The sequence below is a fragment of the Streptomyces sp. NPDC052036 genome, assembly GCF_040680495.1.
GTDB lineage: Bacteria > Actinomycetota > Actinomycetes > Streptomycetales > Streptomycetaceae > Streptomyces.
In genome coordinates this window covers 20,110-45,277 of sequence record NZ_JBFAWW010000013.1, presented here as the reverse complement: position 1 = coordinate 45,277, position 25,168 = coordinate 20,110, and the positions used below count along the sequence as shown (strand labels likewise).

Genomic DNA, 25,168 nt, shown 5'->3' with positions numbered 1-25,168 from the left:
GGCCGGTCCGCAGGAAACCCTCCTCAGGTGTCGCGCGGCACCTTCAGACCGTTCCGAAGCGCCGTCGCGATCTGTTCAGCGGCGGCGAGTTGGTCCCGTGTGAGGGTGTTCACGAACAGCTCGTGCACGTCGCGCAGATGGGGCAGGGACGCGTCCCGGAACGCTTCCGCGCCCTGCGGCGTGAGTACCACCTCGGCGCCTCGGCTGTCGGTGACGCACTCCTCGCGCCGGATCAGCCCTCGCCGCTCCATACGCCCGATCTGGTGCGAGAGACGGCTGCGCTCCCAGCCGATGCGGGCCGCCAGTTCGGAGGAACGCAGTCGCCGCCCTTCCGCCTCTCGCAGAGCGAGGAGTACGGCGTAGTCGCCCGGCGACAAGGAGGACTCCCTCTGCATGCGTGACGAGAGCTCGGAGCGGAGCGCTTCCGTCGTCTCGATGAAGTCCCGCCAGATCCGCAGTTCCTCAGAGGTGGGATAGGCCTTCCGTCGCTCTGGCATGGTGTCGCCACCCTCTCTTGTTGACACGTCAATCATATGGACTGATGATTGACGTGTCAATGAACTCGGTCCGTGTCCTACGGCCGGGAGCGCAGCAGGAGGAGTCCATGACGACCCAAGGCTTTGAGCTGGGGCTCAACTCGTTCGGGGAGGTCGCGACCGATGCCGAGGGCCCGCTGAGCGACGCCGAGACCGTTCGCCTGATCGTCGAGGAGGCCAGGCTCGCCGAAGCCGTGTCGCTCGACGTGTTCAGCGTCGGTGAGCACTACCGCCGAGGCCACAACGACAGCGCCACCCCGGTTCTGCTCGCCGCGATCGCCACCGCGACGGAACGCATCCGACTCGGCACCGCGGTGACCGTACTGAGCACAAACGATCCGGTGCGGCTGTACCACGAGTTCTCCACCCTGGACGCGGTCTCGAACGGACGCGCTCAGCTCGTCCTCGGGCGGGCGTCAGCCACTGACTCGTTCCCGCTGTTCGGCTACGACCTCGCCGACTACGAGGAGCTGTTCGAGGAGAAGCTCGACCTGTTCATGCGTCTCCAGCGCGAGGAGACGGTGACCTGGTCGGGGAAGTTCCGGCCGCCGCTCGTCGAGCAACAGTTGCATCCCCGGATGCCGACCGGCGGCATCCCCACCTGGATTGGTGTGGGCGGCAGCCCGAACTCCGTGGTCCGTGCGGCCCGCTACGACCTGCCGCTCATGCTGGCCGTCATCGGCGGACGCCCCCAGCGCTTCGCCGGTCACGTCGAGCTCTACCACCGCGCACTCGAAGAGTTCGGGCACGCCAGGCGACCGGTCGCCCAGCACTCACTGGGGATGGTCGCGGACACCGATGAGGAGGCGGTCGAGACCTGGTGGACGTACTGGCAGCCGGTCGTGGCCCGACTCGCGGAGGAACGCGGGTTCTACCAGCCGACCCGTGAGCGCTACATGCAGGAGGTCGAGGCGGGCGCGCTCTTCGTCGGCTCACCCGAGACGGTCGCCCGCAAGATCGCCACGATGGCCCGGGACCTGCACCTGAGCCGTTTCGACCTCAAGTACGACGTCATGAACCTGCCCCGGGAAGCCCGAGCCCGCACCATCGAGCTGCTGGGCCGCGAAGTCGCCCCGCGGGTGAAGCAACTGCTCACGAAGGAGCCCACCCATGTCTGATCTCGTCTTCGGTCTGGACACGTTCGGCGATGTGCCGACGGACGACTCCGGCAATCCGGTGTCCGACGCGCGAGCCATCCGGCAGGTCGTCGACGAGGCCCTTCTCGCGGAGGAGACCGGCGTCGACGTCATCGCCCTCGGTGAACACCACCGCCCGGAGTACGCGATCTCGACTCCGGAGACGGTCCTCGCCGGCATCGCCACCCGCACGAGCCGCATCCGTCTGTCCTCCGGCGTGACCGTGCTGAGCTCCGACGACCCGGTCCGCGTCTTCCAGCGCTTCTCCACCGTGGACGCGCTCTCGAACGGCCGGGCCGAGGTGATCCTCGGGCGTGGCTCCTTCACCGAGTCGTTCCCCCTCTTCGGGTACGACCTGAGCGACTACGACGTGCTGTTCGAAGAGAAGATCGAGCTCTTCGCCAAACTGCTCAAGGAGAAGCCCGTCACCTGGAGCGGCACCAAGCGGGCTCCGCTCGACGACGCCGACGTCTTCCCCAAGACCGAGTCCGGGCACCTGGCCACCTGGGTCGGAGTCGGCGGTTCACCCCAGTCGGTCGTCCGCACCGCGCACTACGGGCTCCCGCTCATGATCGCCATCATCGGCGGCACCCCGGAGCGCTTCGCGCCCTACATCGACCTCTACCAGCGTGCCACCGACCAGTTCGGCACGACCGCCCATCCGGTCGGCATGCACTCGCCCGGCTTCATCGCCGACACGGACGAGGAGGCCCGGGAGCTGCACTGGCCGTACTACCGGGTCATCCGGGACCGTATCGGCGCGCTGCGGGGCTGGCCGCCGATCCGCAAGGAGGAGTACGACGCCGAGATCGAGCACGGCTCCCTCTACATCGGCTCTCCCGAGACGGTCGCCCGCAAGATGGCCCGCGCCGTCAAGGCGCTCGACGTCGGCCGGTTCGACCTCATCTACACCAGCGGGACACAGCCCATCAGCGCCCGCCTGCGCGCCGTGGAGCTGTACGGCACCAAGGTGATCCCGATGGTCCGCGACCTTCTCGCGGGCTGACGCCATGAACGGAGAAGGCATGGACACCCCTGCCGTGCGCACCGTCGGCATCCTGGGCGCGGGGAAAGTCGGGACCGTACTGGCACGACTCGCCCTGGCAGCCGGCTACCGCGTGCTCGTCGCCGGATCCGGCGACCCCGCCAAGATCGCCCTCACCGTCGAGGTCCTCGCGCCGGGTGCTGTCCCGGTCACCGCCGCGCAGGCCGCGGCGGGGGCGGACATGATCATCCTGGCGCTCCCGCTCGGCAAATACCGCACCGTTCCCGCCGAAGCGCTGCGGGGCAAGCTCGTCATCGACGCGATGAACTACTGGTGGGAAGTCGACGGCATTCGCGAGGACCTCACCGACCCGCTCACTTCCTCGAGCGAGATCGTGCAGGCGTACCTGTCCGGAGCGCGTGTGGTCAAGGCGTTCAACCACATGGGATACCACGACCTCGAAGACGGGGCCCGGCCCGCGGGGGCGCCGGGACGTAAGGCGATCGCGATCGCCGGTGACGCTCCGGACGACCTCTCCGCCGTCGTGCATCTCGTCGACGCTGTCGGCTTCGACCCCGTCACGGCAGGCCCCCTCGCCGAAGGGGTACGGCTCGAACCGGGCACCGAACCTTTCGGCGCCCATGTCGGCGCCGGGGAACTGCGCGCGATGCTCGACCGCTTCCCCGAATCGGACCGTGGGCGGACCGTGATCGGCGCGCGGACCGCTGCCGCGGCATCGACCGAACACACCGCCTGACCCTTGCTCCGTGAGGGCCGCTGACCCTCGCCCCGTGGGGGCCGCCTGTCCGCCGACGCCCCGTCCCCGTTGGCCGAGCACACGCCGCTGCATTTCGAGGTGTGTCCGGCCACCGCCCTCGCACCGACCTTTGCAGCGGTCGAACCCCCCCCGAGGAGGGGGAGGGGGAGGGGGAGTACGCGCGCCACGCGTATGGCCAGTCCCGGACCCGGGTGCGGGCCACGAACAGCACAGGGCGTTCGGCGAGCAGGTCCGCCTCGTGCTGGACGGGGTCCAGTGACGTCGGTACGTGTGGTCCAGGCGCCCCGCCACGGCGCATGGACCGTGGGCTCGGCATCACTTCGCGCGTACGGGCGTTGTCGGGCACGACATCACCCGACTGGCGGGACGGGTGGTCGGCCGGGCCGTTGCCCGTCCGGAGGCGGGGATCACGCCCGGCCGGGAGCCGGTTGTGCCTCCGTGTCCGGCATCGGGAGGGCGACGGCGGCGCCCCACGGGGACCGGCGGGGCGCCGCCGCCCGATGCGCCCTTAGCTCAACGTCTCGCTTTTTACGTGATCGACACGCGGGTCGTTCGGCAAAGGATTAACGTGGAACGCGGACACACCGGTCAGGTCCTTACAGACCGGAACCCCGGCCCGATTCCGGCGGGCCGGGGTTCTCGTTGTGTGGGCAACACGAGTGCCCCTGTCAGTCGTCGTACCCCTTGTGACGGTGCACGATCCGGATGCTACCCACCACACCGTGCTTGACCTTCACTCCGCCGCGGACGTGGCGGGTGAAGAGGCCGTTGCTGGAGCTGTGGGGACCGACAGTGGCGATAGGAGCGCCGTTGTCGCAGGTCGCACCGTTGAAGACCTCTACGGTCTTCTTGCTGTCGTTACGGACGTTGAGGCTGTTCGCCCCGAGGCCGCTGACAACCGTGATGCAGCTGCTCTCGTGGGGCGAGTACTCCCGCTCGTTGACGAAGATACGACCCTCGCCCTTGTGGTGGCCCTCCTCCTCGTTCTCCTCCTCCTCGCCACCCTCGTGGCCCTTGGAGTTGTCGTTGTTGTTGCCGTAGCTGTTGCCGTTGCCGTTGTTGTTGCCGTTGCCGTTGCTGCCCTCGGAGTAGGCCGGAGCGCCCGCCGCCGGAGCAGCGGGAGCGGCGGCGGGAGCCGGGGCGGCGACCGCAGCCGCCGCCTGGGCCGGCTCGGAGGCGGCGTTGGCGTAGGTGATACCGGTGGCCACCAGGGCCGCGCCGGCCGCCAGGGCGGCGGTCACCACAGTGGAACGCGTTGCCATGTTGCTTCTCCTGTCTGAGAGACGTCGGCTGTGAGCCGATGCGAGATTGAACGTACAGATCATCTTCTTGTATGTCATATCAGACATGCTGAAAATATTACGAAGAATCCTTTTGGAGTAATAGTGGCGCTGACGCCTCGTCATGCGGGGCCGGGGCCCCATGGCCTGCCACGACGTGCCGCGGCCCGCCTCGGCCCGAATGCGGTGGCCTGCCGTCATGGGGCCTGGGGGTGCACCGCCGAGGCCGTCCCAACTGGGGGAGCGCACGTGTGAGGTGACGCCGTCTACGCCTCTCATCAGTCGTTAACTCCCTTCGTGGTGAAGGCAGTTCATGTGAGCGTGAGGGAAGGGTGACCGGCCGGTCCCGTGTCGGTCGGCGGGGTCGCCGGACCCGTCGGACGACGGGTGGTTCGAACCGGGTGGCCGGACGGCCGGCCGGCCGTCGGATCCTCGGCGGGCGCGGCCGGGGAGCGGTCCGGTCGCGGCCCCGGAGGGTGTCCTCGGCGAACGGGTGAATCGGTCGTGGCGTCGGCGTGTCGTGGTTCCGGGCCTCCCGGTGAGCGGGTGACACGCCGACAGGCGGGGTCGCGCGGGCGCTCTTAGGCTGACCTCGGGACCTGTGGCCTGCGTCCTCCGCGTGGTCGCGGGTCTGTTCACGGTGGGAGTCGGCTCATGGTGCGTGCGTGCAGACGGTTGCGTAAAGGTGTGGCGATCGCCGCCGGGGTGGGCGCGCTCGGACTGCCGATCGCGGCCGGAGCCGTGTGGGGAGCCGTGCGGGGGCAGGAGGAAGGGGAACCCGCCGCCGTCACGGTCACCGTCGACGTACCCCATATGCCCGCGTCCCCGTCGCTGCCCGCCGACGAGGCACCGGCCCTCGGGCCCGCTGTGCAACGGCAGCTCGACGCGGCCGTTCAGGGGATCATGAGGGAGGTGCACGTCCCCGGCGTGACCGTGGGACTGTGGACGCCCGGCAAGGGCAGCTACGTACGCTCGTTCGGGGTCGCCGACAAGGGCACGGGTCGCCCGATGGCGCCGGATCTGTACATGCGGATCGGCAGCGAGACCAAGACGTTCACCGTGACGGCGCTGCTCCAGTTGGCCGAGCGGGGCCGGGTGGGGCTGGACGACCCGATCGGGAAGTACGTCGACGGCGTGCCCGGCGGAAGCAGGATCACGCTGCGCCAGCTGGCCGGGATGCGCAGCGGCTTGTTCAACTACTCCGAGGACGAGACGTTCCTTCGGGCGCTGACGTCCGATCCGAGGCGGTCGTTCACACCGCGGGAGCTGCTCGGCTACTCCTTCAAGCACCCCGTGCTGTTTCCACCCGGACAACAGTTCGACTACAGCAACACCAACCTCGTCCTGCTCGGCATGGTCGTGGAGAAGGCCGGCGGGCAGCCGCTCGGTGAGTTCATCCAGAAGAACATCCTCCGGCCGGCCCGCCTGGACCACACGCGCTTCCCGGTCGACGCCGCCTTCCCGGACCCGCATGCCCAGGGGTACACGGACCAGACCGCGAGCCGGAAGACCGAGAGTGCGACCGACTGGAACCCCTCCTGGGCCTGGGCGGCCGGCGCGATGATCTCCGATCTGCAGGATCTGCGGGTGTGGGCGCGCACAGTGGCCACCGGCACTCTGCCCGACGGCACCGCCCTGATCAGCCCGGCCCTGCAGCGGCAGCGGCTCATCGCGTCCCCGGCCGCCGCCCCCGGCGTCGGTTATGGGCTCGGCGTCTTCGATGTGCAGGGCTGGATCGGGCACAACGGTTCGTTGCCGGGCTATGAATCCCTGGCCGTCTATCTGCCGTCGACGCGGACGACCCTCGTGGTGCTGCTGAACACCGACGTCCGCCGCGACGGGCAGCAGCCCAGCAGCATCTTCGGCGAAGCCATCACGAAGATCGCCACGCCGGAGCACGTCTTCGGTCTGCCCGTACGGCCGTCGGCCGAATGAGGGACGGCCGTCGCCGTCCACGCCTCAACTCCCGCTGACCGAAAGCGGTTTCGAAGGTGCGCCGCGTCCGGTCGGCGTTCGTTGCGTTGCTCACATCGCAAGTGTCCGGGGTCGGAATGTGGAGCGAGGCTTCACATCTTCATGGCATGCTCACGCCTTGTTACCCGTCGGTATGAACGCACCGTCGGGCCCTTCTGCAACCCCCCACCACCACAGGACAGATCTTGCGTATCCGCAAGGGGCACCTGCGTGCCCTCATGCCCGCACTCACCGCATCCGTGCTGCTGCTCGCCTCCGGCTGCGCGTCGGGGTCCGGCTCCTCCTCCGCCTCCGGCGCGGCGCCCGCCGGACAGCCCGAGGCGTCCGCCATCGCGGCCGGGGACGCCGACAGCGCTCTCGCGGTCAAAGCGGCGCCCGCCGCCACGTCCACCGCACTCGCCCGGCCGGGTGCGACCGACACGCGGGCCCACCGCAGCACGCTGAAGGTGAGCTCGTACGACCGTCACACCCGACGGGCCGTCATCTCACAGGCGGTCAGAACGACGCCCAGGCCGTCGGGATCGTCCACTGCACCCGGATCACCCACGGCAGCGGCGTCGTCCACGGGGCCGGCATCGCCCGCGGCGACCCCGTCCGGCACCCCGAACCGCTCCGCCGAGCCGGGGCGGATCGCCATCGGCGACGTCATCGCCAGCGCGCCCGCGCCCGGCGCCCCGGACGGCCTCCTCGCCAAGGTCACCAAGGTGATCGGGGAGACCGGTGACGGCACCGAGGTGCAGACCGCGCCGACCACCCTCGACACCCTGCTCGGCGACGACAAGGCCAAGGGCACGGTTCCCGTCGACCCCTCGTCCTTCGACGTCGAGCGGCTGCTGCCCGATGTGAAGGTCTCCTGGGCCAAGACGGGGGACATCCACGCGGGGCCCGAGGGCGCGAAGCTCCCGCTGGGCAGTCTGCGCGTCGACCTCCGGGCCGATGTGCCCACCCCCGCCGGCACTCCGGTGTCGGCGGACGCCACCGTGGCCGGGTATGTGCAGGTCGCGCCCGAGGTCGACTTCTCCTACGGCGGTGACGGCACCGGTGGCGCCACCGCCCGGGCCGGACAGGCCGGGCCCGCCTCGGCCTACCTCGGCGTGTCGGGCGGCTGGGCCTCGCGGTGGTCCCTGAAGGGGCGTGTCGGCGTCACGGCCAAGCCGGTACGGGTGCCCTTCGCGAAGCTCCACGCCGACCCCGTGCTCCAGGTCGGCTCGATCCCCGTCGTCGTCAACCTCGACCTGACCTGCTACTTCGAGATCAGTGGCGACGGAAACGTGACCGTCGCGGTGGAACAGGATCTCAAGGGCGACTTCAAGGCGGGCGGCACCTACGGTCCGGGCCAGGGCTGGACGCCCGTGAACGAGTCCGCGATGACGAGCACGCCGGTACGCACCTCCTTGACGGCCGCGGGGAACGTCAAGGGAGCGCTGGGCGCGCAGGCCTCCGTCGGCCTGTACGGCGCGGTGGGCGTCACCGCCGACCTGGCGCCGTACCTGCGGGGCGAGGCGTCGGCGGCGGCGAGCGCGGCCGCGAGCCCGGGTGCACCGCCGGCGGCAGGCGCGGCCGGGGCGTGGGCGCTGTACGGCGGTGTCGATCTGAGCGGTGCGCTGCAACTGCAGCTGTCCGTCTTCGGCACGCCCGTCCTCCAGCGCACGATTCCGTTGGGCACGTTCCACCGGGAGTGGAAGCTCGCCTCGGGCGCCGTCTAGAAGCGATCCGCCGACAACCCGCCTGGTGGCGAGCGCCGCGCATGGCGCTCGCCACCAGGCGCGGGCCGGCCGTGTCCGTCCCACGGGACGTTCCGCCCATCCCCGGAACAGCGAAACGGAATTCCGGGCCCCCGGCACGGAAACGCTGGGCGACGTGAGATCACGCCTCGTGATCGGCAACGTCAGCACGGAGGTTTCCATGATTCGTCGGACACTGCAGGGCGGCTTGCTCGCCGCGGTCGCGATGCTCGCGCTCGTGCCCACGGCCGCAGTCGCCGTGGAGGGCGACCGGGCCGCCCCGGCGCCGGTCGTCGCGACGGTCCAGTACCGCCCGCACACGCTCCCCGCCGCCACCCGGCATGTGCCGGTCCGGCACCGCGCCCACCGCTCCGCACTCTGCCAGCGCTACGTGCGTCATGTCCGCCACGTCCGTCGCGTCGGCTACAGCTGCCACCTCCGCCACATCCCGCGCACGACGCAGCACCGCATCGGCTACGGCGCCCACACGGCGTACCGCCACCGCGTCGGCTACCTGACCGGGTCGGCGTACGGCCACCGCACCGGCTATGTGACGGGCGCGGCGTACCGGCACCACGCGTACCGTGTCGTCGGTCGTGTCACCACCCGCTACGTCCCGCTGAACATCCGCTCCGGTCCGGGCACCGGCTACCGCGTGGTGGGACACCGCCACGTCAACGGCCGGCTGCTGCTGGCCTGCAAGAGGCACGGCTCGTACGTCCATGGGAACCGGCGGTGGTACCGCCTCGCCGGCAGCAGGGCCTATGTCTCCGCGCACTACGTCCGCACCCGGAGCGCCGTGCCCTGGTGCTGAGGCGTCCCTTCTCTCTCCCCCCGAAGGGACAGGCCTGCCCGGTCACCTGTGTGTGCCGGGCAGGTCTTCGGCGTGCTCGGCTCCTGGCAACTCACCTTGTTCATACCGGTTTCCATGTGTGGCGGCACCACCATCCCGGGAACACATCCTGACAACCAAGGGCGAACCGCCCAAAGTGGAATCAGCGTTGAGGGACAGGTCATGCGACAGCCTCAAGGATCCAGCATGCGACAGCCCCAAGGATCCAGACCGTGAAGGCCGGCGCAGCACGGACGGCGGCGCCCTGGCGGACGGCGGCGGTCCCGTCGGCCGAGCCGGACGGACCGTTCGTGACGGAGCTGCGCGGCCTGAAAGAGCGCACCGGCCTCAGCCTCGCGGCCCTGGCCGCACGTACCCCGTACAGCAAGTCCGCCTGGCATCGCTATCTCAACGGCACGCAGCGGCCGCCCCGTTCGGCCGTGGAGGCGCTCGCCGGGCTCGTCGGCGTCGATCCGGCCCCCGTACTGGCCCTGTGGGAGGCGGCCGACCGCCCCCAGGGCCCGGACGAGCCGTCGTACGACGTCCTCCCGTCGGAGTCCGTCCGGCCCCGGCGGCTGACACGGCCGGCGCTCGCCCTGGTCGTCGTGGTGACCGCGGTGACCCTGACCCTCGTCGCGGCACACCGCTCGGGCGCGCCGTCCGGCCGTCCGGCCGCGCCCTCGCCCCGCTGTCGGGGCGCGTCCTGCCAGGGGCAGTTGCCGGACGTCTCCGCCTGCGACCGGGACGCGCAGACCAAGAGTTCGGTCCGGGACGCCTCGTACGCGGTGCGGCTTCAGTACTCGCCGTCCTGCGGTGCCGCCTGGGCCGAGGTCCAGGCGCGGGCCATGGATGCCCGCGTCATCTATGTGCGGTCGGGACGGGACGTGCTCTCCGCGTCGTACCCGGGAGACGGCACCGCGGGTTCGAGCAGCCCCATGCTTGCCGTGAGTTCACCCGAAGGCGTGGAGGCATGTGCCGAGGTGGACGGCAAAGTGGCGTGCACCGGCCTCGATGCCGAACCCACGGGCGGGCGCTGAGCGGATGATCGGCCCGGGGGCGGGCGCAGGGGGTATGACGTGTCAACGCTCTGCTCCTGGCGGATGTCCTACATGTTGTAGGGTTTGGCTCGTCCGCCCTGCCGGTCGGTATCGACCGGCCCGTTGTCGCCGATCGGGGGATCCGCGTGCAGGAGTCCGACGAGCCGTCACCAGTGGTCGGCACGACCTTCGAGGGGATGGTCGACCGGGCGCTGGACGCCCCGGAGATCGCGGCCGCGCTCGAGGCCGCAGGCGCGTGCGCGTCCCGGGCGGAGCTGCGCGCCAAGGCCCTGGAGGAGCGTGCCCGCCTCGTCGGTGTCGCCGCCGCCGAGTACAGCCGCTATCTCGCGCTCCGGGCCGCCGCAGTCGACCGCTACGGGTCCTCGGGCGACGGTGATCAGGTGTCGGGCGATCACATGTCTGGTGATTGGGCGTCTGGCGATCAGGTGTCGGGCGATTGGGCGTCGGACGGTGCCGCGGCGGACGGTGATCGCATGTCGGACGGTTCCGTGGGTGATGACGATCGCGCGCCCACCAGTACTACCGGCGCTGACGACCGTACGCCCAGCAGTACCACTGGCACCGACGACCGTACGCCCGCCGGTCCTGCGGGCGACGACGCCCGTACGCACGGTGAAGTTCCGGGTGACGACGGCCGGACGTACGGGACCCCCTCGGATGACGATTCCACTACGCCAAGTGATGCTCCGGCTGTCGACGGCGATACGAAAAGAGTCCTCGCGGTCCTCGTCCCGAGCCTCGGGGCCGTGGCCACCGGTGTGTTCCTGCTGTGCGGGTTCGGGCTGCGTGCCTTAGCTGTTCGCCCGCACATCGGCGACGGGCTCGTGATGGCCGGGGTGATCGCCGCCGCCGTGACGGCGGGGGCGGCTCTCGGCGACCTCGCCTGGATCCTGGTGACGGGCGCGCGCAGCCGCTCCGGCTGCCGCCCGGGCCATCCCGCCGACCGAGATCCCGAGGTGTGCCGGGCCCGGGAGAGCTGGGAGAACGCCGTGCTGGAACGAGGGCTGGTGCCGTTCCTCCGTCAGCGCGCGGAGTCGGCGGGGGGCGACCCTGCGTATGCGTCCGAGAGACATGCCGTGGGCGCGGAGGACGGGGCTTGCTAGGTGCAGTGCGCTGCCCGTCCTTGCCTGACTCCTACCCTTGGCAGGGCGCTCTGTGCCCCTACGGAATGTAGGGTCGAGGGGAGTGCCCGGGAGAGCCAAGGGCAGAGTGTCCCGCCCCCAGTGTCCGCTTCCGTCCACGCCGGTCGCTCCGGCCTCTTGTCAAGGTGAGTCATCGCGGTGCCCGCACAGGAACAAGCAGTGATCCCCCAGCAGCGCGTCCGGCATCCGCAGGGCGCGCCGGAGGAGCGATCGTCGCTCCTCGCACGCCTGCGCCCGGGAGCAGCTGCCGCCACGGTCTGGTACCTGCGGCTGCAGGCGATGCTGAACATCGCGGCGGTCGTCTCGCTGCCCTTCCGCGAGGAGGTCCAGGAGCACAACGTCGGTGAGTTCTTCACCCCCTACCTGGCCACCGCCGGTCTGGTCTCGGCGGCCCTCGCCCTGTTCCTCGCGGTGGTGATGAGGCGCCGCAAGCGGGCCGCATGGATCTTCAACATGCTGCTGGCCGGTCCGCTCTTCGCGCTCTACGTGCTCGCCCTCACCCAGGACGACTACCGCCGCCATGTCTTCAACTGGGTCTCCGCCCTGCTCACCGGCCTGTTCGTGGCCGCGCTGCTGATCGGCCGCAGGGAGTTCCAGGCCGTGGGCGACCGCGCCAACCCCCGGCTCGCCCTGGTCGTGGGCGCCTGCGGCATCCTGGTCAGCGGCGGCATCGGCACCCTGCTGGTGGACGGCACCAACAAGCTGGCCGGGGCCTCCCTGACCGACCAGATCGCGTACACGCTGCTGCGCGGCGTCAGCGTGGGCCCGCTCGCGGACCGTATCGACGCCGTGGACGCCCCGCGCTGGGTGGACATCACCATCAACGGCCTGATCGCGGCCACCTTCCTGCTCGTTCTGTACGCCTGCTTCCGCGCACCCCGCGGCCGGGAACTCCTCGGCGAGGCGGACGAACAGCGCCTGCGCGCCCTGCTCGCCAAGCACGGTGAGCGCGACTCCCTCGGCTACTTCGCGCTGCGCCGCGACAAGGCCGTGATCTGGTCCCCGAGCGGCAAGGCGGCCATCACCTACCGGGTGCTCAGCGGTGTCACCCTGGCCTCCGGTGACCCGATCGGCGACCCCGAGGCATGGCCCGGCGCCATCGACGCATGGCTGGAGGAGGCGCGGCGGCACGCCTGGACGCCCGCCGTCATGGGCGCGAGCGAGGAAGCCGGAACGATCTACGCCCGGCACGGTCTCGACGCTCTCGAACTGGGCGACGAGGCGATCGTCGAGGTCGCCGACTTCAGCCTCGAAGGGCGCGCGATGCGCGTCGTACGGCAGGCGCACAACCGTGTCCGCCGGTCCGGCTACACCGTGCACATCCGTCGTCACGGCGACATCCCCGAGTCCGACATGGCGAGCCTGATCGAGAAGGCCGACCGGTGGCGCGACGGCGGCTCCGAGCGCGGCTTCTCCATGGCCCTGGGCCGCCTCGGCGATCCGGCCGACACGAACTGCGTGATGCTGGAGTGCCGTGACGACCTGGGCGAGCCCCGGGCCCTGCTCAGCTTTGTGCCCTGGGGAGAGCACGGTCTGTCCCTGGACCTGATGCGGCGCGACCGCGGCTGTGAGAACGGCCTGATGGAGTTCATGGTGATCGAGCTGCTGCTGCGCGCGCCCGATCTCGGCATCAAGCGGGTGTCGCTGAACTTCGCCATGTTCCGCGCCGTCTTCGAACGTGGCTCCCGCCTCGGCGCCGGACCCGTTCTGCGGCTGTGGCGCTCCGTGCTGACCTTCTTCTCCCGCTGGTGGCAGATCGAGTCCCTCTACCGCGCCAACGCCAAGTACCGGCCCGTGTGGGAGCCGCGCTTCCTGCTGTTCGAGAAGAGCAGCGACATCCCGCGCATCGGTATCGCCAGCGCCCGCGCCGAGGGATTCCTGACCCCGCCGAGCCTGCCGTCCCTCTTCCGGCGGCGGCACGTCCCGGCCGGGGGACAGAGGCAGCCCCCGCTCGCGTACGACAAGGGCCATGACAAGGGTCATTGAGCGGCAAAGTTCCGGACCCCGGGTGAGACGGGGCGGGCGGGACGACGTACCTCAGTAGAGGGGCCGAGCCCCTCCCGCGCCGCCCGCTCCTTTCGGAGGTACCCCGCCCGTGACGATCGTCAAAGCACCCCCGGCCCCGGTCGACCGGGGCCATGACGAGGAGCCTTCGCAGGGCTGGCAGTTCAACTCCTCCCACGGCCTGGTCCTGCTGGTGCTCCTGCTGGTCGTCGGGCAGGGCCCCATCCGGCGGGCGCTGGGCGCGCCCGTGATGCAGAGCTGGATGACCGTGTTCCTCGCGGTGGTCGTCCAGGCCCTGCCCTTCCTCGTGCTCGGTGTGCTGCTGTCCGCCGCCCTCGCGGTGTTCGTCCCGCCGTCGTTCTTCGCCCGTGCCCTGCCGAAGCGGCCCGCCCTCGCGGTGCCGGTCGCGGGCGTGGCGGGGGCGGTGCTGCCCGGATGCGAATGCGCCTCCGTACCGGTCGCGGGGGCGCTGGTGCGCCGGGGTGTCACGCCCGCGGCGGCGCTGGCCTTCCTGCTCTCGGCTCCCGCGATCAATCCGATCGTGCTGACCGCCACGGCCGTCGCGTTTCCCCGCAACCCCGAGATGGTCCTCGCCCGGTTCGCGGCGAGCCTGCTGGTGGCGTGCGCGATGGGCTGGCTGTGGCAGCGGCTGGGCCGCACCGACTGGCTGAAGCCGCCGGCCCGCGCGTCCTACGAGGGGCACAGCAAGGGTGCCGCGTTCTGGGGGTCCGTACGGCATGACGTGATGCACGCGGGCGGGTTCCTGGTCGTGGGCGCCATGGCCGCGGCGACCCTCAAGGCCGTGGCACCGGCCAGCTGGCTGCGTACGGCGGCGGCCAACCCGGAGGTGGCGATCCTCGCGCTCTCGGTCCTGGCGGTGCTGCTGTCGATCTGTTCCGAGGCGGACGCGTTCGTGGCGGCGTCGCTGTCCCAGTTCTCGCTGACCGCCCGGCTGGCGTTCCTCGTGGTCGGGCCGATGATCGACCTCAAGTTGTTCGCGATGCAGGCGGGCACGTTCGGGCGTTCCTTCGCCCTGCGGTTCGCGCCCACCACGCTCGTGATGGCGATCCTGGTGTCGGTCGTGGCCGGGACGGTGCTGCTGTGAACCGGCAGGCACAAGCAGCCGTGATGTTCCTGGTCGGCGGGGCGATGCTGCACGCCGGCACGACCTCGTTGTATCTGCGCTATGTCAAGGCCGGGCTCCAGCCGCTGCTGCTCGCCGCCGGAGCCGTGCTGATCATGGCGGCGCTCGCGACCGTCTGGTACGACCTGCGCCGGTACCGCGCGGCCCGGCAGCGGAAGAGCGAGGGAGAGGCGCACACGGCCCGCGGTGACGGGCACGGTCACGGTCAAGACGACGGCCACGTCCACGCTCACGACGGCGGCCATGGTGACGATGACGGTCACAGCCACCGCGAACCGCGGATCTCCTGGCTGCTTCTGCTGCCGCTGTTCGCCCTGATCCTGGTCGCCCCGCCCGCGCTCGGCTCCTACAGTGCCCTGCGCGCCGGTACGGCCCTGCAGCCGCCGCTGGCCTACCCGGCCCTGCCGTCCGGCGACCCGGTCCCGCTCAGCCTGGTGGACTACGCGGGCCGCGCGGCGTACGGCCACGGACACTCCCTCGGCAACCGCAAGGTGGAGATCACCGGGTTCGTCGCGCTCGACCACGGGGGCACCCCGTATCTCGTCCGCATGGCCCTCAACTGCTGTGCCGCCGACGCCCAGCCGGTCAAGGTCGGACTGTCCGGCAAGCTGCCGCCCGTCCTGCAACCCGACTCCTGGCTCCAGGTCACCGGCACCTACAGCGCCCGGCGGACGAAGGACCCCGTCAACGGCGGCCGCATCCCGTTCCTCGACGTCGAGGAGGCCAAGCCGGTCCCGACGCCCAAGGACCCCTACGACGAGAGCTGGAACCAGTGACACCTCCGGCCGACGGCGCGCCCGTGGCAGGACCCGGGCGCGCCGATCGCCGGTGAACACTTCCACGAAGGCCGGCTGAGGCCGGCTGAGGCCGGCCGCGGTCGGCCGGTTCAGACGGTGCGGGTCCGCACCCCGTCCAGCGCCACCGTCAGGACCAGGTCCCGCTGGGCGTCGTCGAGGAAGTTCGTCGCGGTGATCCCGGCGACCATCCGGAGCAGGTCGTCGAAGCCCATGTCCGTCCGGGCCTCGCCCGCCTTCTGGGCCCGCTCGAACAAGGGGCCGCCCGCCTGGTACATGGACTCGCGGCAGGCGAGGAAGATGTCCGACTCGTCGTCCATCGCCTCGCGGATGGCGCGCTTGGTCACCGTGTAGTCCACGAACCGGCGCAACCACGAGGTGAGAGCCTCCCACGGCTCGCGGTCCGCCACCTCCTTGGCCACCCGGCACAGGTCGTTCACCTCGCCCGCGTACACGCTCTCGAAGAGGTGACGGCGGGTGGGGAAGTTGCGGTAGAGCGTGCCGATGCCGACGCCGGCGCGGCGGGCGATGTCCTCCAGGGACGCCTCCGCGCCGTTCTCCGCGAACGCCTCGCGTGCTGCCGCGATCAGGGCGTCGTAGTTACGGGCGGCGTCCTTCCGGTGCGGCCGCTGGGCCGCCACGATCTCGCTGACGGGGAACGGCTGAGCCGTCACTGCTGCCTCCCTGGACGGAACCGGGTTGAAGCGGAGGGTAGCCTCCGTTACAGTGGAGGTCTACCTCCACTTTAGCAGTCGGGGTGCGTTCGGCCTGGACGCGTGCGGCCACACGCGTCGCCGACGCCCCATACCGCTCGACACCTCTCGATCCCCCTCTGACCCGACGCCGGGCGTGCGCGCACCGCGCCGTCCGGCCGCCCCATCCGCTCGCGACCGTTCCTCGTGGCTGTCGGCGTACTGTGCGCCGCCCGCGACGCGACCGAGCTCGTAGACCCTGCGCGACCCCGTACGACCCTGCACACCCCAGAACACCCATGTGCGACCCCGTACGAATCGGTGCTGCCTCGTACGACCCAGAACACCCGCGTACACCCCTGTACGACCCGACCCGACGACCTGGGCCCCGCCCTGTCCGGAGAGGCTTTTTGATGCCACGGAAGTCCACCCGTCTCACCTTCGCCGTCCTGGCGACCGGTGCGGGCGTGTTCTCCATGTTGCAGTCGCTGATCGCGCCGGCCCTGCCGACCGTTCAGCACGCGCTGCACACCTCGCAGTCCACCGCCACCTGGGTGATGACGGCGTATCTGCTGTCCGCCTCGGTGTTCACCCCGATCCTCGGCCGGATCGGCGACCTTGTCGGCAGGAAGCGCACACTCGTCGCCGTGCTGCTGACCGTGCTGGCCGGATGTCTGCTCGCCGCGCTCGCGCCGGGCATCGGCACCCTGATCGTCGCCCGGGTGATCCAGGGCGCGGGCGGCGCCCTCTTCCCGCTGTCCTTCGGCATCATCCGCGACGAGTTCGCCCCGTCCGAGGTCAGCGGAAGCATCAGCAACCTGTCCGCCGTGATCGCCGCCGGCGGTGGCGTCGGCATGGTGGCGGCGGGCCCCATCGTGTCCGCGCTCGACTACCGCTGGCTGTTCTGGATCCCGGTCGCCGTCGTCGCCGCGACCACCCTGATCGCCCTGCGCTATGTGCCCGAGTCGCCGCGCCGGTCCGAGGGGCGCCTCAACTGGGCCGGCGCCGTACTGCTTTCGGCATGGTTGGTGGCCCTGTTGCTGCCGCTCAGCCAGGCGAGCCAGTGGGGTTGGGGATCGGCCCGGGTGATCGGCTTGTTCGTCGCCGCGGTGGTGCTCTTCGCGCTGTGGCTGACCTCCGAGGCGCGCTCCCGCAGCCCGCTGATCGACCTGCGCGTCATGCGGCTGCCCGCCGTGTGGACCACCAACACCGCCGCACTGCTGTTCGGCGCGGGCATGTACTCGATCTGGTCCTTCCTGCCGGGCTTCGTGCAGACGCCCGCCGTCGCCGGATACGGCTTCGGCGCGTCCGTCACCGCGTCCGGGCTGCTCATGCTGCCCATGCTGCTCGCCATGTTCCTCTCAGGCATGCTGAGCGGTCGCCTGGAGCCGGTGCTCGGGGCCAAGGCCCTGCTCACGGCCGGTGCCGCCCTGGACGCGGTCGCTTGCGGCATCCTGACCTTCTGGCACGACCAGCAGTGGCAGGTGGCCTTGGTGGCGGGCGTGTTCGGCTTCGGTATCGGACTGGCCTTCGCCTCGATGGCGAACCTGATCGTCGGCAGTGTGCCGGCCGAGCAGACCGGCGCCGCGACCGGTATGAACGCCAACATCCGGACGATCGGCGGTTCCATAGGCGCGGCCGTCACCAGCGTCCTGGTGACCGGTCACCTCCAGCCCTCGGGTCTGCCCTACGCCTCCGGATACACCCACGGCTTCGGCCTGCTCGCCCTGCTCTGCCTCGCCGCCGCCCTGGCCGCGCTGCTCGTCCCCGTCCGGCACGCCACCCGGGTCACCGGTGTGCCGCGCGCGTCCGACGAGCCGGCCCGCACCGGGGCGGAGGCCGCCGTGCCGAGTGCGCGCGGCTGACGTCCGCCACGGATGACGGCTCTGACCGCCGCCTGCCCTGTGGGGCGGCGGCGGTCCGGTTCGAGTCGAGCGCCGGGCCCGGTCGCGGTGACCGAGGCCGGCGGCCGTGTGGCGCAAAGGGAACCCCGCCGCGCGGATCAGGCACGGAGTGTCCCTAGGATGAGCCCATGACATCCGGCCCGCGCATCCGCCTCGCGGTGCGTCGTGCGCGCTGGATGCTGCTGGTACTGACGGTGGTGGCCGGGGTGCTGGCCATGCACGCGCTCTCGCCGTCGGGGATCCCGTCGGCGGGCGCACACGTCATGGTGACCGGGCCGGGCGTCGCAGCGCACCACGCCGAGAGCACCGCCGCGCACGCCTCAGACGCCGGATCGTGCCGCATGCTCTCGGGCACGGGACAAGGCGGCATGGTCATGGACCACGCCGACGGAACCTGCGCGGCCGGAGGTACGGCCGCTTCCTACGTACCCCCCGCACTGCCGCCCGCGCCCGTCGCCCCCATCGATCCCGCCTCCGTCGCGCACGGCCACCGTCTCGCGGGAGCGATCGACGGGCGGGCTCCGCCCGATCTGTCCGAGCTACAGCTTCTGCGGATCTAGAGGCACCCGCACGACACCCTCAGCCCGGGGTGGCGTGTTCGGGTCCGTCTCATGATCCGTACCTTCCCGCGCGCACGCGCATCCGCATGCGCACGAGCGCGGGCACTTTCAAGGAGCTGTACCTCCCATGGCAACTCGTCGTTCCCTCGTCCGCCGGACCCCGCTCGTCCGCCGGACCGCCGCGCTGGCCGCGGCCGCGACCGCCGCGATCATGCTCGCCGCCTGTGGCGGCACTGGCGATTCCGCCTCGCCCTCCTCCTCCGCCTCCTCCTCGTCGGGGCACTCCGGTCACGACATGGGATCCGGTACGGGGTCGATGTCCTCCGCCGACCCGTCGGCCTCCGCTCCCGCGGCACAGGGCGGCCACAACGCGTACGACGTGACGTTCGCGCAGGAGATGATCCCGCACCACCGGCAGGCCGTGACCATGGCCGGCCTGGCCTCCTCGCGGGCGAAGTCCCAGCAGGTGAAGAACCTGGCCGCGAAGATCGAGAAGGCACAGGATCCCGAGATCGAGACCATGTCGGGCTGGCTGAGGGCCTGGGGCGAGAAGGTCCCGTCCGGTGTCGCGTCCGCCATGGAGGGTGGCATGCCGGGCATGGACCACGCCGGCTCGTCGATGCCCGGCATGATGTCGGACGCGGACCTGGACAAGCTGGCGAAGCTGTCCGGTGACGCCTTCGACACGGCGTTTCTGAAGATGATGGTCGGTCACCACCAAGGCGCCCTCGCGATGGCCAGGACCGAACAGGCCAAGGGTGCCCATGGTCCGGCCAGGGCGATGGCGCAGTCGATCGTCACCTCGCAGTCGGCCGAGATCACCGAGATGAACAGGATGCTCGGCCGACGCTAGTGCCGTGGCCGGAAAGGTACGCCGCGAGCCGGTGAACCTTTCCGGCCGCCGCGCTGGGCCGGCCGCGCGTCCGCTTTCACAGCCAGCCGCGGCGGGCCGCGAGGAGGCCGGCCTGGAAGCGTGTGGGGGCACCCAGCTCGGCCATCAGGCGCTGAATGCGTCTCTGTGTGGTGCGCTCGCTCCAGCCCTGGGCCCGGGCGATGGCGGCGTCCGTGAGCCCGGCGGCGAGCAGCGTGAGCAGGTGGCGGGTCTCCACGTCGGGTCCGTCGGACGCAGGTTCCTCCGTGGTGCCGGCGTGCGGCGCCTGGCCCGTCACGTGCAGCGGAAGGGCTCGCTCCCACTCGGCCTCGAAGAGGGACTCCAGGGCCGCCAGCATCGGTGAGGTGTGCACCAGGTAGGCGGCGGACAATCCTCCCGGCGCGAGACTGAAGGGGATGACAGCGTCCTGGCTGTCGCAGATGACGAGCTTGAGCGGCAACTCGGCCCGGACCCGCGCCTGTTCGCCGGCCCGGACGCTGGGCAGGATGTCGTTGTGCAGGCGGCCCGGCCAGGCCACCGCCGCGCGGTCGTAGACCACCCGGTGCGCCACTCCCGCGCGCTGCCGCTGGAGCTGTCCTTCGAGGTTGCTGCCCGGGCGGTCGACGTAGGGGGGCCGGTCGAGGATCCGTACTTCGCGGCACGCCTCGGCGGTCAACCGCCGTACCGCGGCGCTGATGTCGGCGCGGTCGGTGAGCAGTTCGACCGGCATGTCGGGGTGGCTGATCCGGGACGCCTCGCGGTGAGCGTCCGTCAACCGGTGCATCAGCAGCCGGGCCTCGTCCAGTTGCTCCTCCTGTCGGCGGATGAGGGCGGTGACCGCGACGTCGGGCGCCACCGCGGTGAACCGGGGCGGCCGCCCGGTCGCCCGTGTCGCGAGGCCGTCCTTGACCAGCGCGGCCAGCAGCCGTGCCACGGCCGGGGAGGACGAGCCGCAGGCGTCCGCCACTTCGCGGGCGGTGGCCCGCGGCAGGCCGACCAGCACGGCGTACACACGCTCTGTCTCGTCCGTCAGCCCCAGCACGTTGAATGCCATGCGTTCTCACCGTTTCCATGGCGGCTTCCGCCGGCCGGCGGAAGCCGGCCACTTCAGTAGCCCTGTGCAACCCGAGTCGTGATCGAGATCTTCCCTTCCGCTGAGGAGGTGCCCTCCGGCGGGTCCCCGTGGCGGCGTCGCACGGTGGGGCGGGCAACTGGTTCCGCGCCACGAGCCGTCCCCGCCGCCGTCCGCCGGCTCTCGGTCCGCTGACCGCGGCGAACTGCGGGCGCGTCGTAGGGGCCTCTGTTTCGGCGTCAATAAAGGGCGCGTTAAATACCGTGCGATCTCGCCGATTCGCTGGCGAGTTCTGGCCAGTTGGCGGAACTCCGCCACTCTCCTCGTCTTGTGCCGGCTTTTACGGATTGACAGATTCCCCACACCGTTGGCGCTGTTCGGGGGGCCGGCGCCTGCTCTGTGCTGTCCCCGAGTCCTTTGGCAGGAAGTGGAGTTCCTATGACAAGGCGGAGACGAGTGATCGCTCGCGGCCTCGCCACCATAGCCAGCGCGGCCCTCTTGTTCGGCGCACCCGTGCAGGACGCGACGGCCACCGGAAGGCAGACCCCTACGCCCGATTCCGGTGCGAAAGGCACGTCTGCGGGGGCCGCGCTGCCCACCACACCCGGATCCTCGGCGCTCGGTCCGTGGCGTTCGTTCCTGAAGCCCACGCCCGCGCAGTCGACGAAGAACAGCCCTCACCAGGTTCTCGTGGTACTCGGCTCGGCCACCCAGGTGACCGGCAAGTCGTCGGGCAAGCAGCGCAATCTGCAGGCCCGTACCCCGCTGACCTCGAACACCACGGTCAACGCGGCGCTCCACAGGGCCCGGGCGGTCTCCATGCGGCCCCTGATGCCGGGACTCTCGGCCGCCCAGGCCCGGCAGTTGCACTCGGCCGCCCAGCTGAAGCTGGGCTCCGGGGCGATCGACCTGTCCAAGGTCCAGGTCGTCCAGCTCGCCGGCGGTGACGCCTCGGCCGCTGCCCGGACGCTCGCCGCCACACCCGGTGTCGTCTACGCCGAGCCCGACCAGACCGTCTCCCCCATGAACACCGGCTCCGTGCCGTTGCCCTCCTCGGTGGGCGCCGCGGCGGGGAAGTCAGGCTCGTCGGCGAAGAGGGAGGACAGCGCTGCCACGGGCTCCGACGGTGTGCCCGGCAACGCGGCTCTCGGCACCTCGCTGCAGAGCTTTCTCAACGCGGGCGGCGTGAACGCGACGGGCGCCTACAGCGTGCTGAAGCAGAAGTTCCACCAGCTGCCCGGCACCGGTGAGACCATCACCAATGTCTCGGTCGGCGACCTCACCGACGCGTCGACGCCGAACCTGGGCTCGACAGGGCCGACGACCGTCGTCCAGAACGGCCGGCGGTACCTGGACATCCCCACGATGCCCTTGATCCCCACCTACACCGCGGACGCGACCGGGGCACTCGACCCGATGGGCTCGGCCCAGGGGGAGGACCCCGCGCTGGGCGAGGTGCTGCTGGACTTCTCCGTGATGGCGCCGCTTCCGCACGACCTGCAGCGTCCGGGCATGCAGGGCAGCGGCAACTCCGACCTGCTGGGCATCGCCCCGGGCGCGAACTACCGGCTCGTCGTCCCGCAGCAGCCGACGTTCAGCCAGATCGCGGTGGCGCTGCTGGCCGCGGCCCGGCAGCAGCCGCGCCCCGACGTGATCACCGCCAGCCTCGGTTACGGCACCGACGCCGCGGGGCTCCCCGGCCGCTATCTGGAGGACGACCCGGTCCAGCAGGCCGTGATCGCGTCGATCGTGCAGCAGTACGGCATCACCGTCGTGGTCTCGTCGAACGACGGCACCAGGCTGTACACCAACGCGGCCGTCGGGCCCGACGGCGGCAGCACCGCGACCGACGTGACGCGTGAGGCGGCCGACACCACCCGGATCGACGACGACCAGCTCTCGACCACGCCCAGCAAGGTGCTGGACTCCGGCGCGATCGCCGCGGGCGGTACCACGACCGACGACACGCTGTCGGTGCCGCCGCAGAACGGCGGAGCCGCGTCGGCCAACGGGACCTGGGCGACCACCAGGCTCAACGGTTCCGGGATCTTCTCCTCGGGATTCGGTACGCGCGTGGACGTCTCGGCGCCCAGTGACGGCATCCCGGCCTTCGAGCACCAGGGCCAGACCGCGCAGTCGGTGACGGAGGTCCTCAACGGAGGCACGTCGGCGTCGGCGCCCGAGATCGCGGCCGCCGCCGCGGTCGTGCTGCAGACCTCCCGGCTGACCGGGCAGCACCCGTCGCCCGCCGACGTCCGTACGCTGCTGGAGCGCACCGGCCGGGCCGTGCCCACGCCGCCGCAGATCGACCAGCCGCTGCACGTGGGCCCGCAGCTCGATGTGACCGCCGCCGTGCAGGCGGTGCTGGCCAAGGCGCACGGCAGCCAGGCCGGCCCGGGCACGCCCCGGATCGTCCGGCTCTCGGTGGCGCACCGCCAGACCACGGGCGGGCTCGGTGCCTCGTACCTGGAGGCCACCGACCCCGGACGCATCGATCTGGCCGGACCGGGGACGGGCTCAGCCGCCACCGGGGAGGGCCTGGTGGGGCCGGTGACCATCGGCGCCGACGTGACCGGCCTGCCCGACCGGCACGGCGTCAGCTACGCACTGCGCATCGGGCATCACGAATTCACCTCCGACGTGCCGGCGATCCGGCTGACCCCCGCACAGATGCTGACGGCGGCCGGACTGCCGGTCGTCGCCACGACGGACCGTCAGGTCTCACTCACCTTCGAGGTGCACCGCGGCCACGAGGTGCTGGCCTCGACCACCCACGAGCTGACGTTCGGTCCCACTGACGGGGGCTACGCCGAGGCACTCGCCCCGGTGGTCCGGTCCGTGGTCAAGGCGGGGCACTCCGTGCGGGTGAGCTACGACCTCACGGGAGTGCGGAGGGTCAGCTCGCCCCAGCTGGTCGTGTCGGGAGTCGGCCACTGGAACCCCGGGCTGGCGCCCATCTTCTCCGCCTCCTACACCGCCCCGCTGACGGGACTTCGCGGCACGGTCACCGTTCCGGCCCGCGCCTTCTCCGCCGGCGGCGGCATCTACGGGATCGGTGTGCTCCAGAACCCCACAGGCGGCGCCAAGGGCGGCCCGGCGTACGGCGAGTTCGCCTCGATCCGGGTCGACGGCGGTGACCCCTCGCAACGCCCGGCGGCGCCGACCCTGGCCGCGAAGGAGGCATCCGGCGCGTTCGGTCACCTGCTGGAGATCGACCGGGCCGCACCGCGGTTCTCGGTGCGCTACGACGTGTCGCGGGTCAAGGGCGCCACCGGCACCCTGCTGGAGTTCTCCGCGCCCGGACCGAACATGTACAACTCGTACAACCTGGTCAGCAACCAGAACGGCACCGCCCGCGACCGCAACGGGGTGGACAGCCCGGCCATGCTCGACCGTTCGCTGAAGGGCACACGGGGCACGGTGGAACTCGACGCCCGCGCGCTCAAGCTGCCCTCGTCGGACGCCTACGACCTGCGGGTGTTCGCCGTCGACGGGCACGGCAAGCCGGTGGGGCAGGCTTCGCCGACGTCGCTGCTGGCGTACGACGACGGACTGGCTCCCGACGGCACCAACCTGACCGACTTCGCGATCGTCCCGGGCGGCACGTCCGTCGCGGCGGTCGAAAGCCCCACCGATGAAGGCTCGGTGTACGACTACGACGCCGCCACCGGTATCTACGGGCGCAAGCTGACGAGCGATCCGGCGTACGGCTCCATCTACGAGGTGTTCGGCGTCGACTCCGCCCACCACGCCCTGGTCCTGCACAAGCAGACCACCACCGGCGAGCAGTGGCTCGAGACCTACGACACAAGCACCGGCAACGCGGTCGGCAGCCCGGTCCGGGTCGACGACCAATACGTCGTGACGGGCGGGCGCGTGGACGCCGAGCGCCACCGTGCGGCGGTGCTCGCCTCCCGTTCGGGTGACCGTGCGGGCTTCGTGCTCCCCGTGGACACGGCAACCGGCGCTCTGGGTGCACCTCTCCAGCTCGAACCCACCCCGGACGGCCGCTCCACGTACGGCCTGCTGGACGTGGACGAGTCGACCGGCGTCTTCACTGCGCAGAAGACCGGGGGCACCATCAACTGCCTGGCCTCGGTCGGCTCCGGCACCGTGGCCTCGGTCGATCTGGGCAGCGGAACGGTCACCCACAGCCAGAGCGGAACCTCTTGCGCCGGGGACCTTGCCTCCGACCAGAAGGGCAACCTCTACGAAACCTGGTACCACTCCTTCAGCGTCAACTTCCCCGGCACCGGGTACTTCGCCCAGTTGCCCAGCGGGGACCCGGTGAATCTCGGAATGCAGCAGGCGCCCCTGGCCCTCGCCGTCGACGGCGTGCACCAACTGGCGCTGTTCGCCTTCCGCGTGCCGGACCTGAAGCCGACGGGCGGCTTCCAGCAGTACGGCTTCACCGACAACAACGCCACCGGCCGCATCGTCGTCGCCGACCTGAGGACGGGCCGGACGGTGGGCACCGTGACCGGCGTCGAGTATCCGCAGCTCGGCTCCTGGAACGGCCGGCTCGACAACCATCGCGAGCGCGTGGTCCAGCTCGACCCGGCGACCCGGACCGGCTGGACGTACGCAGGCGACGGCAGCCAGATCCAGCAGTTCTCCTACTGATCCGATCCGCTGCTCGACCACCCCGGTCCGCGGGCGCCACGGCGCCCGCGGACCGTCAC

General features: G+C 71.1%; 19 protein-coding genes. 15 read left to right on the top strand and 4 right to left on the bottom strand.

Annotated features, from left to right (window positions below):
- Positions 1-23: 23 nt before the first annotated feature.
- Entirely contained in the window at positions 24-497 is a 474-nt protein-coding gene (locus tag AB0L95_RS19490) for a MarR family transcriptional regulator (RefSeq protein WP_365162909.1), read from the bottom strand.
- 107 nt (positions 498-604) lie between these two features.
- On the opposite strand from AB0L95_RS19490, the gene AB0L95_RS19485 reads away from it, so the two are divergent.
- The 3 genes from AB0L95_RS19485 to AB0L95_RS19475 are packed head-to-tail and all read left to right on the top strand — an operon-like array spanning position 605 to position 3,414.
- Positions 605-1,654 carry an LLM class flavin-dependent oxidoreductase gene (locus AB0L95_RS19485; protein ID WP_365162908.1) on the top strand — a complete coding sequence of 350 codons (1,050 nt, stop codon included), beginning with the start codon at positions 605-607 and terminating at the stop codon, positions 1,652-1,654.
- The gene (locus tag AB0L95_RS19480) at positions 1,647-2,678 is read left to right on the top strand and encodes an LLM class flavin-dependent oxidoreductase (protein WP_365162907.1); all 1,032 of its coding nucleotides are present in this window, start codon (positions 1,647-1,649) and stop codon (positions 2,676-2,678) included. The genes AB0L95_RS19485 and AB0L95_RS19480 overlap by 8 nt, the downstream gene beginning before the upstream one ends.
- A 19-nt stretch (positions 2,679-2,697) precedes the next feature.
- Entirely contained in the window at positions 2,698-3,414 is a 717-nt protein-coding gene (locus AB0L95_RS19475; RefSeq protein ID WP_365162906.1) for an NAD(P)-binding domain-containing protein, read from the top strand.
- A 689-nt stretch (positions 3,415-4,103) separates the two neighbouring features.
- On the opposite strand, the gene AB0L95_RS19470 is transcribed toward AB0L95_RS19475, so the two are convergent.
- On the bottom strand, positions 4,104-4,697 hold the full coding sequence (locus tag AB0L95_RS19470) for a hypothetical protein (RefSeq protein ID WP_365162905.1): 594 nt from the start codon (positions 4,695-4,697) through the stop codon (positions 4,104-4,106).
- A 705-nt stretch (positions 4,698-5,402) separates the two neighbouring features.
- On the opposite strand from AB0L95_RS19470, the gene AB0L95_RS19465 reads away from it, so the two are divergent.
- From AB0L95_RS19465 to AB0L95_RS19430, 8 genes are all read left to right on the top strand, one after another.
- Positions 5,403-6,650: a serine hydrolase domain-containing protein gene (locus AB0L95_RS19465; RefSeq protein ID WP_365162904.1), complete on the top strand. Its 1,248-nt coding sequence runs from the start codon at positions 5,403-5,405 to the stop codon at positions 6,648-6,650.
- A gap of 224 nt (positions 6,651-6,874) precedes the next feature.
- Positions 6,875-8,395, top strand: a complete 1,521-nt coding sequence (locus AB0L95_RS19460; protein WP_365162903.1) for a hypothetical protein — start codon at positions 6,875-6,877, stop codon at positions 8,393-8,395.
- A gap of 199 nt (positions 8,396-8,594) precedes the next feature.
- Entirely contained in the window at positions 8,595-9,227 is a 633-nt protein-coding gene (locus AB0L95_RS19455; protein ID WP_365162902.1) for a hypothetical protein, read from the top strand.
- Positions 9,228-9,478: 251 nt separating this feature from the next.
- On the top strand, positions 9,479-10,282 hold the full coding sequence (locus tag AB0L95_RS19450; protein ID WP_365162901.1) for a DUF2690 domain-containing protein: 804 nt from the start codon (positions 9,479-9,481) through the stop codon (positions 10,280-10,282).
- A 146-nt stretch (positions 10,283-10,428) separates the two neighbouring features.
- Entirely contained in the window at positions 10,429-11,406 is a 978-nt protein-coding gene (locus AB0L95_RS19445; protein WP_365162900.1) for a hypothetical protein, read from the top strand.
- Between the two features lie 267 nt (positions 11,407-11,673).
- The gene (locus tag AB0L95_RS19440; protein ID WP_365163134.1) at positions 11,674-13,431 is read left to right on the top strand and encodes a phosphatidylglycerol lysyltransferase domain-containing protein; all 1,758 of its coding nucleotides are present in this window, start codon (positions 11,674-11,676) and stop codon (positions 13,429-13,431) included.
- A 109-nt stretch (positions 13,432-13,540) separates the two neighbouring features.
- Positions 13,541-14,554: a permease gene (locus AB0L95_RS19435; protein WP_365162899.1), complete on the top strand. Its 1,014-nt coding sequence runs from the start codon at positions 13,541-13,543 to the stop codon at positions 14,552-14,554.
- On the top strand, positions 14,551-15,369 hold the full coding sequence (locus AB0L95_RS19430) for a TIGR03943 family protein (RefSeq protein ID WP_365162898.1): 819 nt from the start codon (positions 14,551-14,553) through the stop codon (positions 15,367-15,369). Before AB0L95_RS19435 ends, AB0L95_RS19430 begins: the two co-directional genes overlap by 4 nt.
- Before the next feature lie 110 nt (positions 15,370-15,479).
- Here AB0L95_RS19430 and AB0L95_RS19425 read toward each other — a convergent pair whose 3' ends face one another.
- Complete coding sequence (locus AB0L95_RS19425; RefSeq protein WP_365162897.1) at positions 15,480-16,061, bottom strand: helix-turn-helix domain-containing protein; 582 nt, start codon at positions 16,059-16,061, stop codon at positions 15,480-15,482.
- 431 nt (positions 16,062-16,492) lie between these two features.
- On the opposite strand from AB0L95_RS19425, the gene AB0L95_RS19420 reads away from it, so the two are divergent.
- From AB0L95_RS19420 to AB0L95_RS19410, 3 genes are all read left to right on the top strand, one after another.
- The gene (locus AB0L95_RS19420) at positions 16,493-17,944 is read left to right on the top strand and encodes an MFS transporter (RefSeq protein ID WP_365162896.1); all 1,452 of its coding nucleotides are present in this window, start codon (positions 16,493-16,495) and stop codon (positions 17,942-17,944) included.
- Between the two features lie 167 nt (positions 17,945-18,111).
- Entirely contained in the window at positions 18,112-18,543 is a 432-nt protein-coding gene (locus AB0L95_RS19415) for a DUF6153 family protein (RefSeq protein ID WP_365162895.1), read from the top strand.
- A 127-nt stretch (positions 18,544-18,670) separates the two neighbouring features.
- Complete coding sequence (locus AB0L95_RS19410) at positions 18,671-19,396, top strand: DUF305 domain-containing protein (protein WP_365162894.1); 726 nt, start codon at positions 18,671-18,673, stop codon at positions 19,394-19,396.
- Positions 19,397-19,472: 76 nt separating this feature from the next.
- On the opposite strand, the gene AB0L95_RS19405 is transcribed toward AB0L95_RS19410, so the two are convergent.
- Positions 19,473-20,468, bottom strand: a complete 996-nt coding sequence (locus tag AB0L95_RS19405) for a helix-turn-helix domain-containing protein (protein WP_365162893.1) — start codon at positions 20,466-20,468, stop codon at positions 19,473-19,475.
- Positions 20,469-20,942: 474 nt separating this feature from the next.
- Here AB0L95_RS19405 and AB0L95_RS19400 point away from each other — a divergent pair, with 474 nt between their 5' ends.
- Positions 20,943-25,109 carry a hypothetical protein gene (locus AB0L95_RS19400; protein ID WP_365162892.1) on the top strand — a complete coding sequence of 1,389 codons (4,167 nt, stop codon included), beginning with the start codon at positions 20,943-20,945 and terminating at the stop codon, positions 25,107-25,109.
- Positions 25,110-25,168 lie beyond the last annotated feature (59 nt).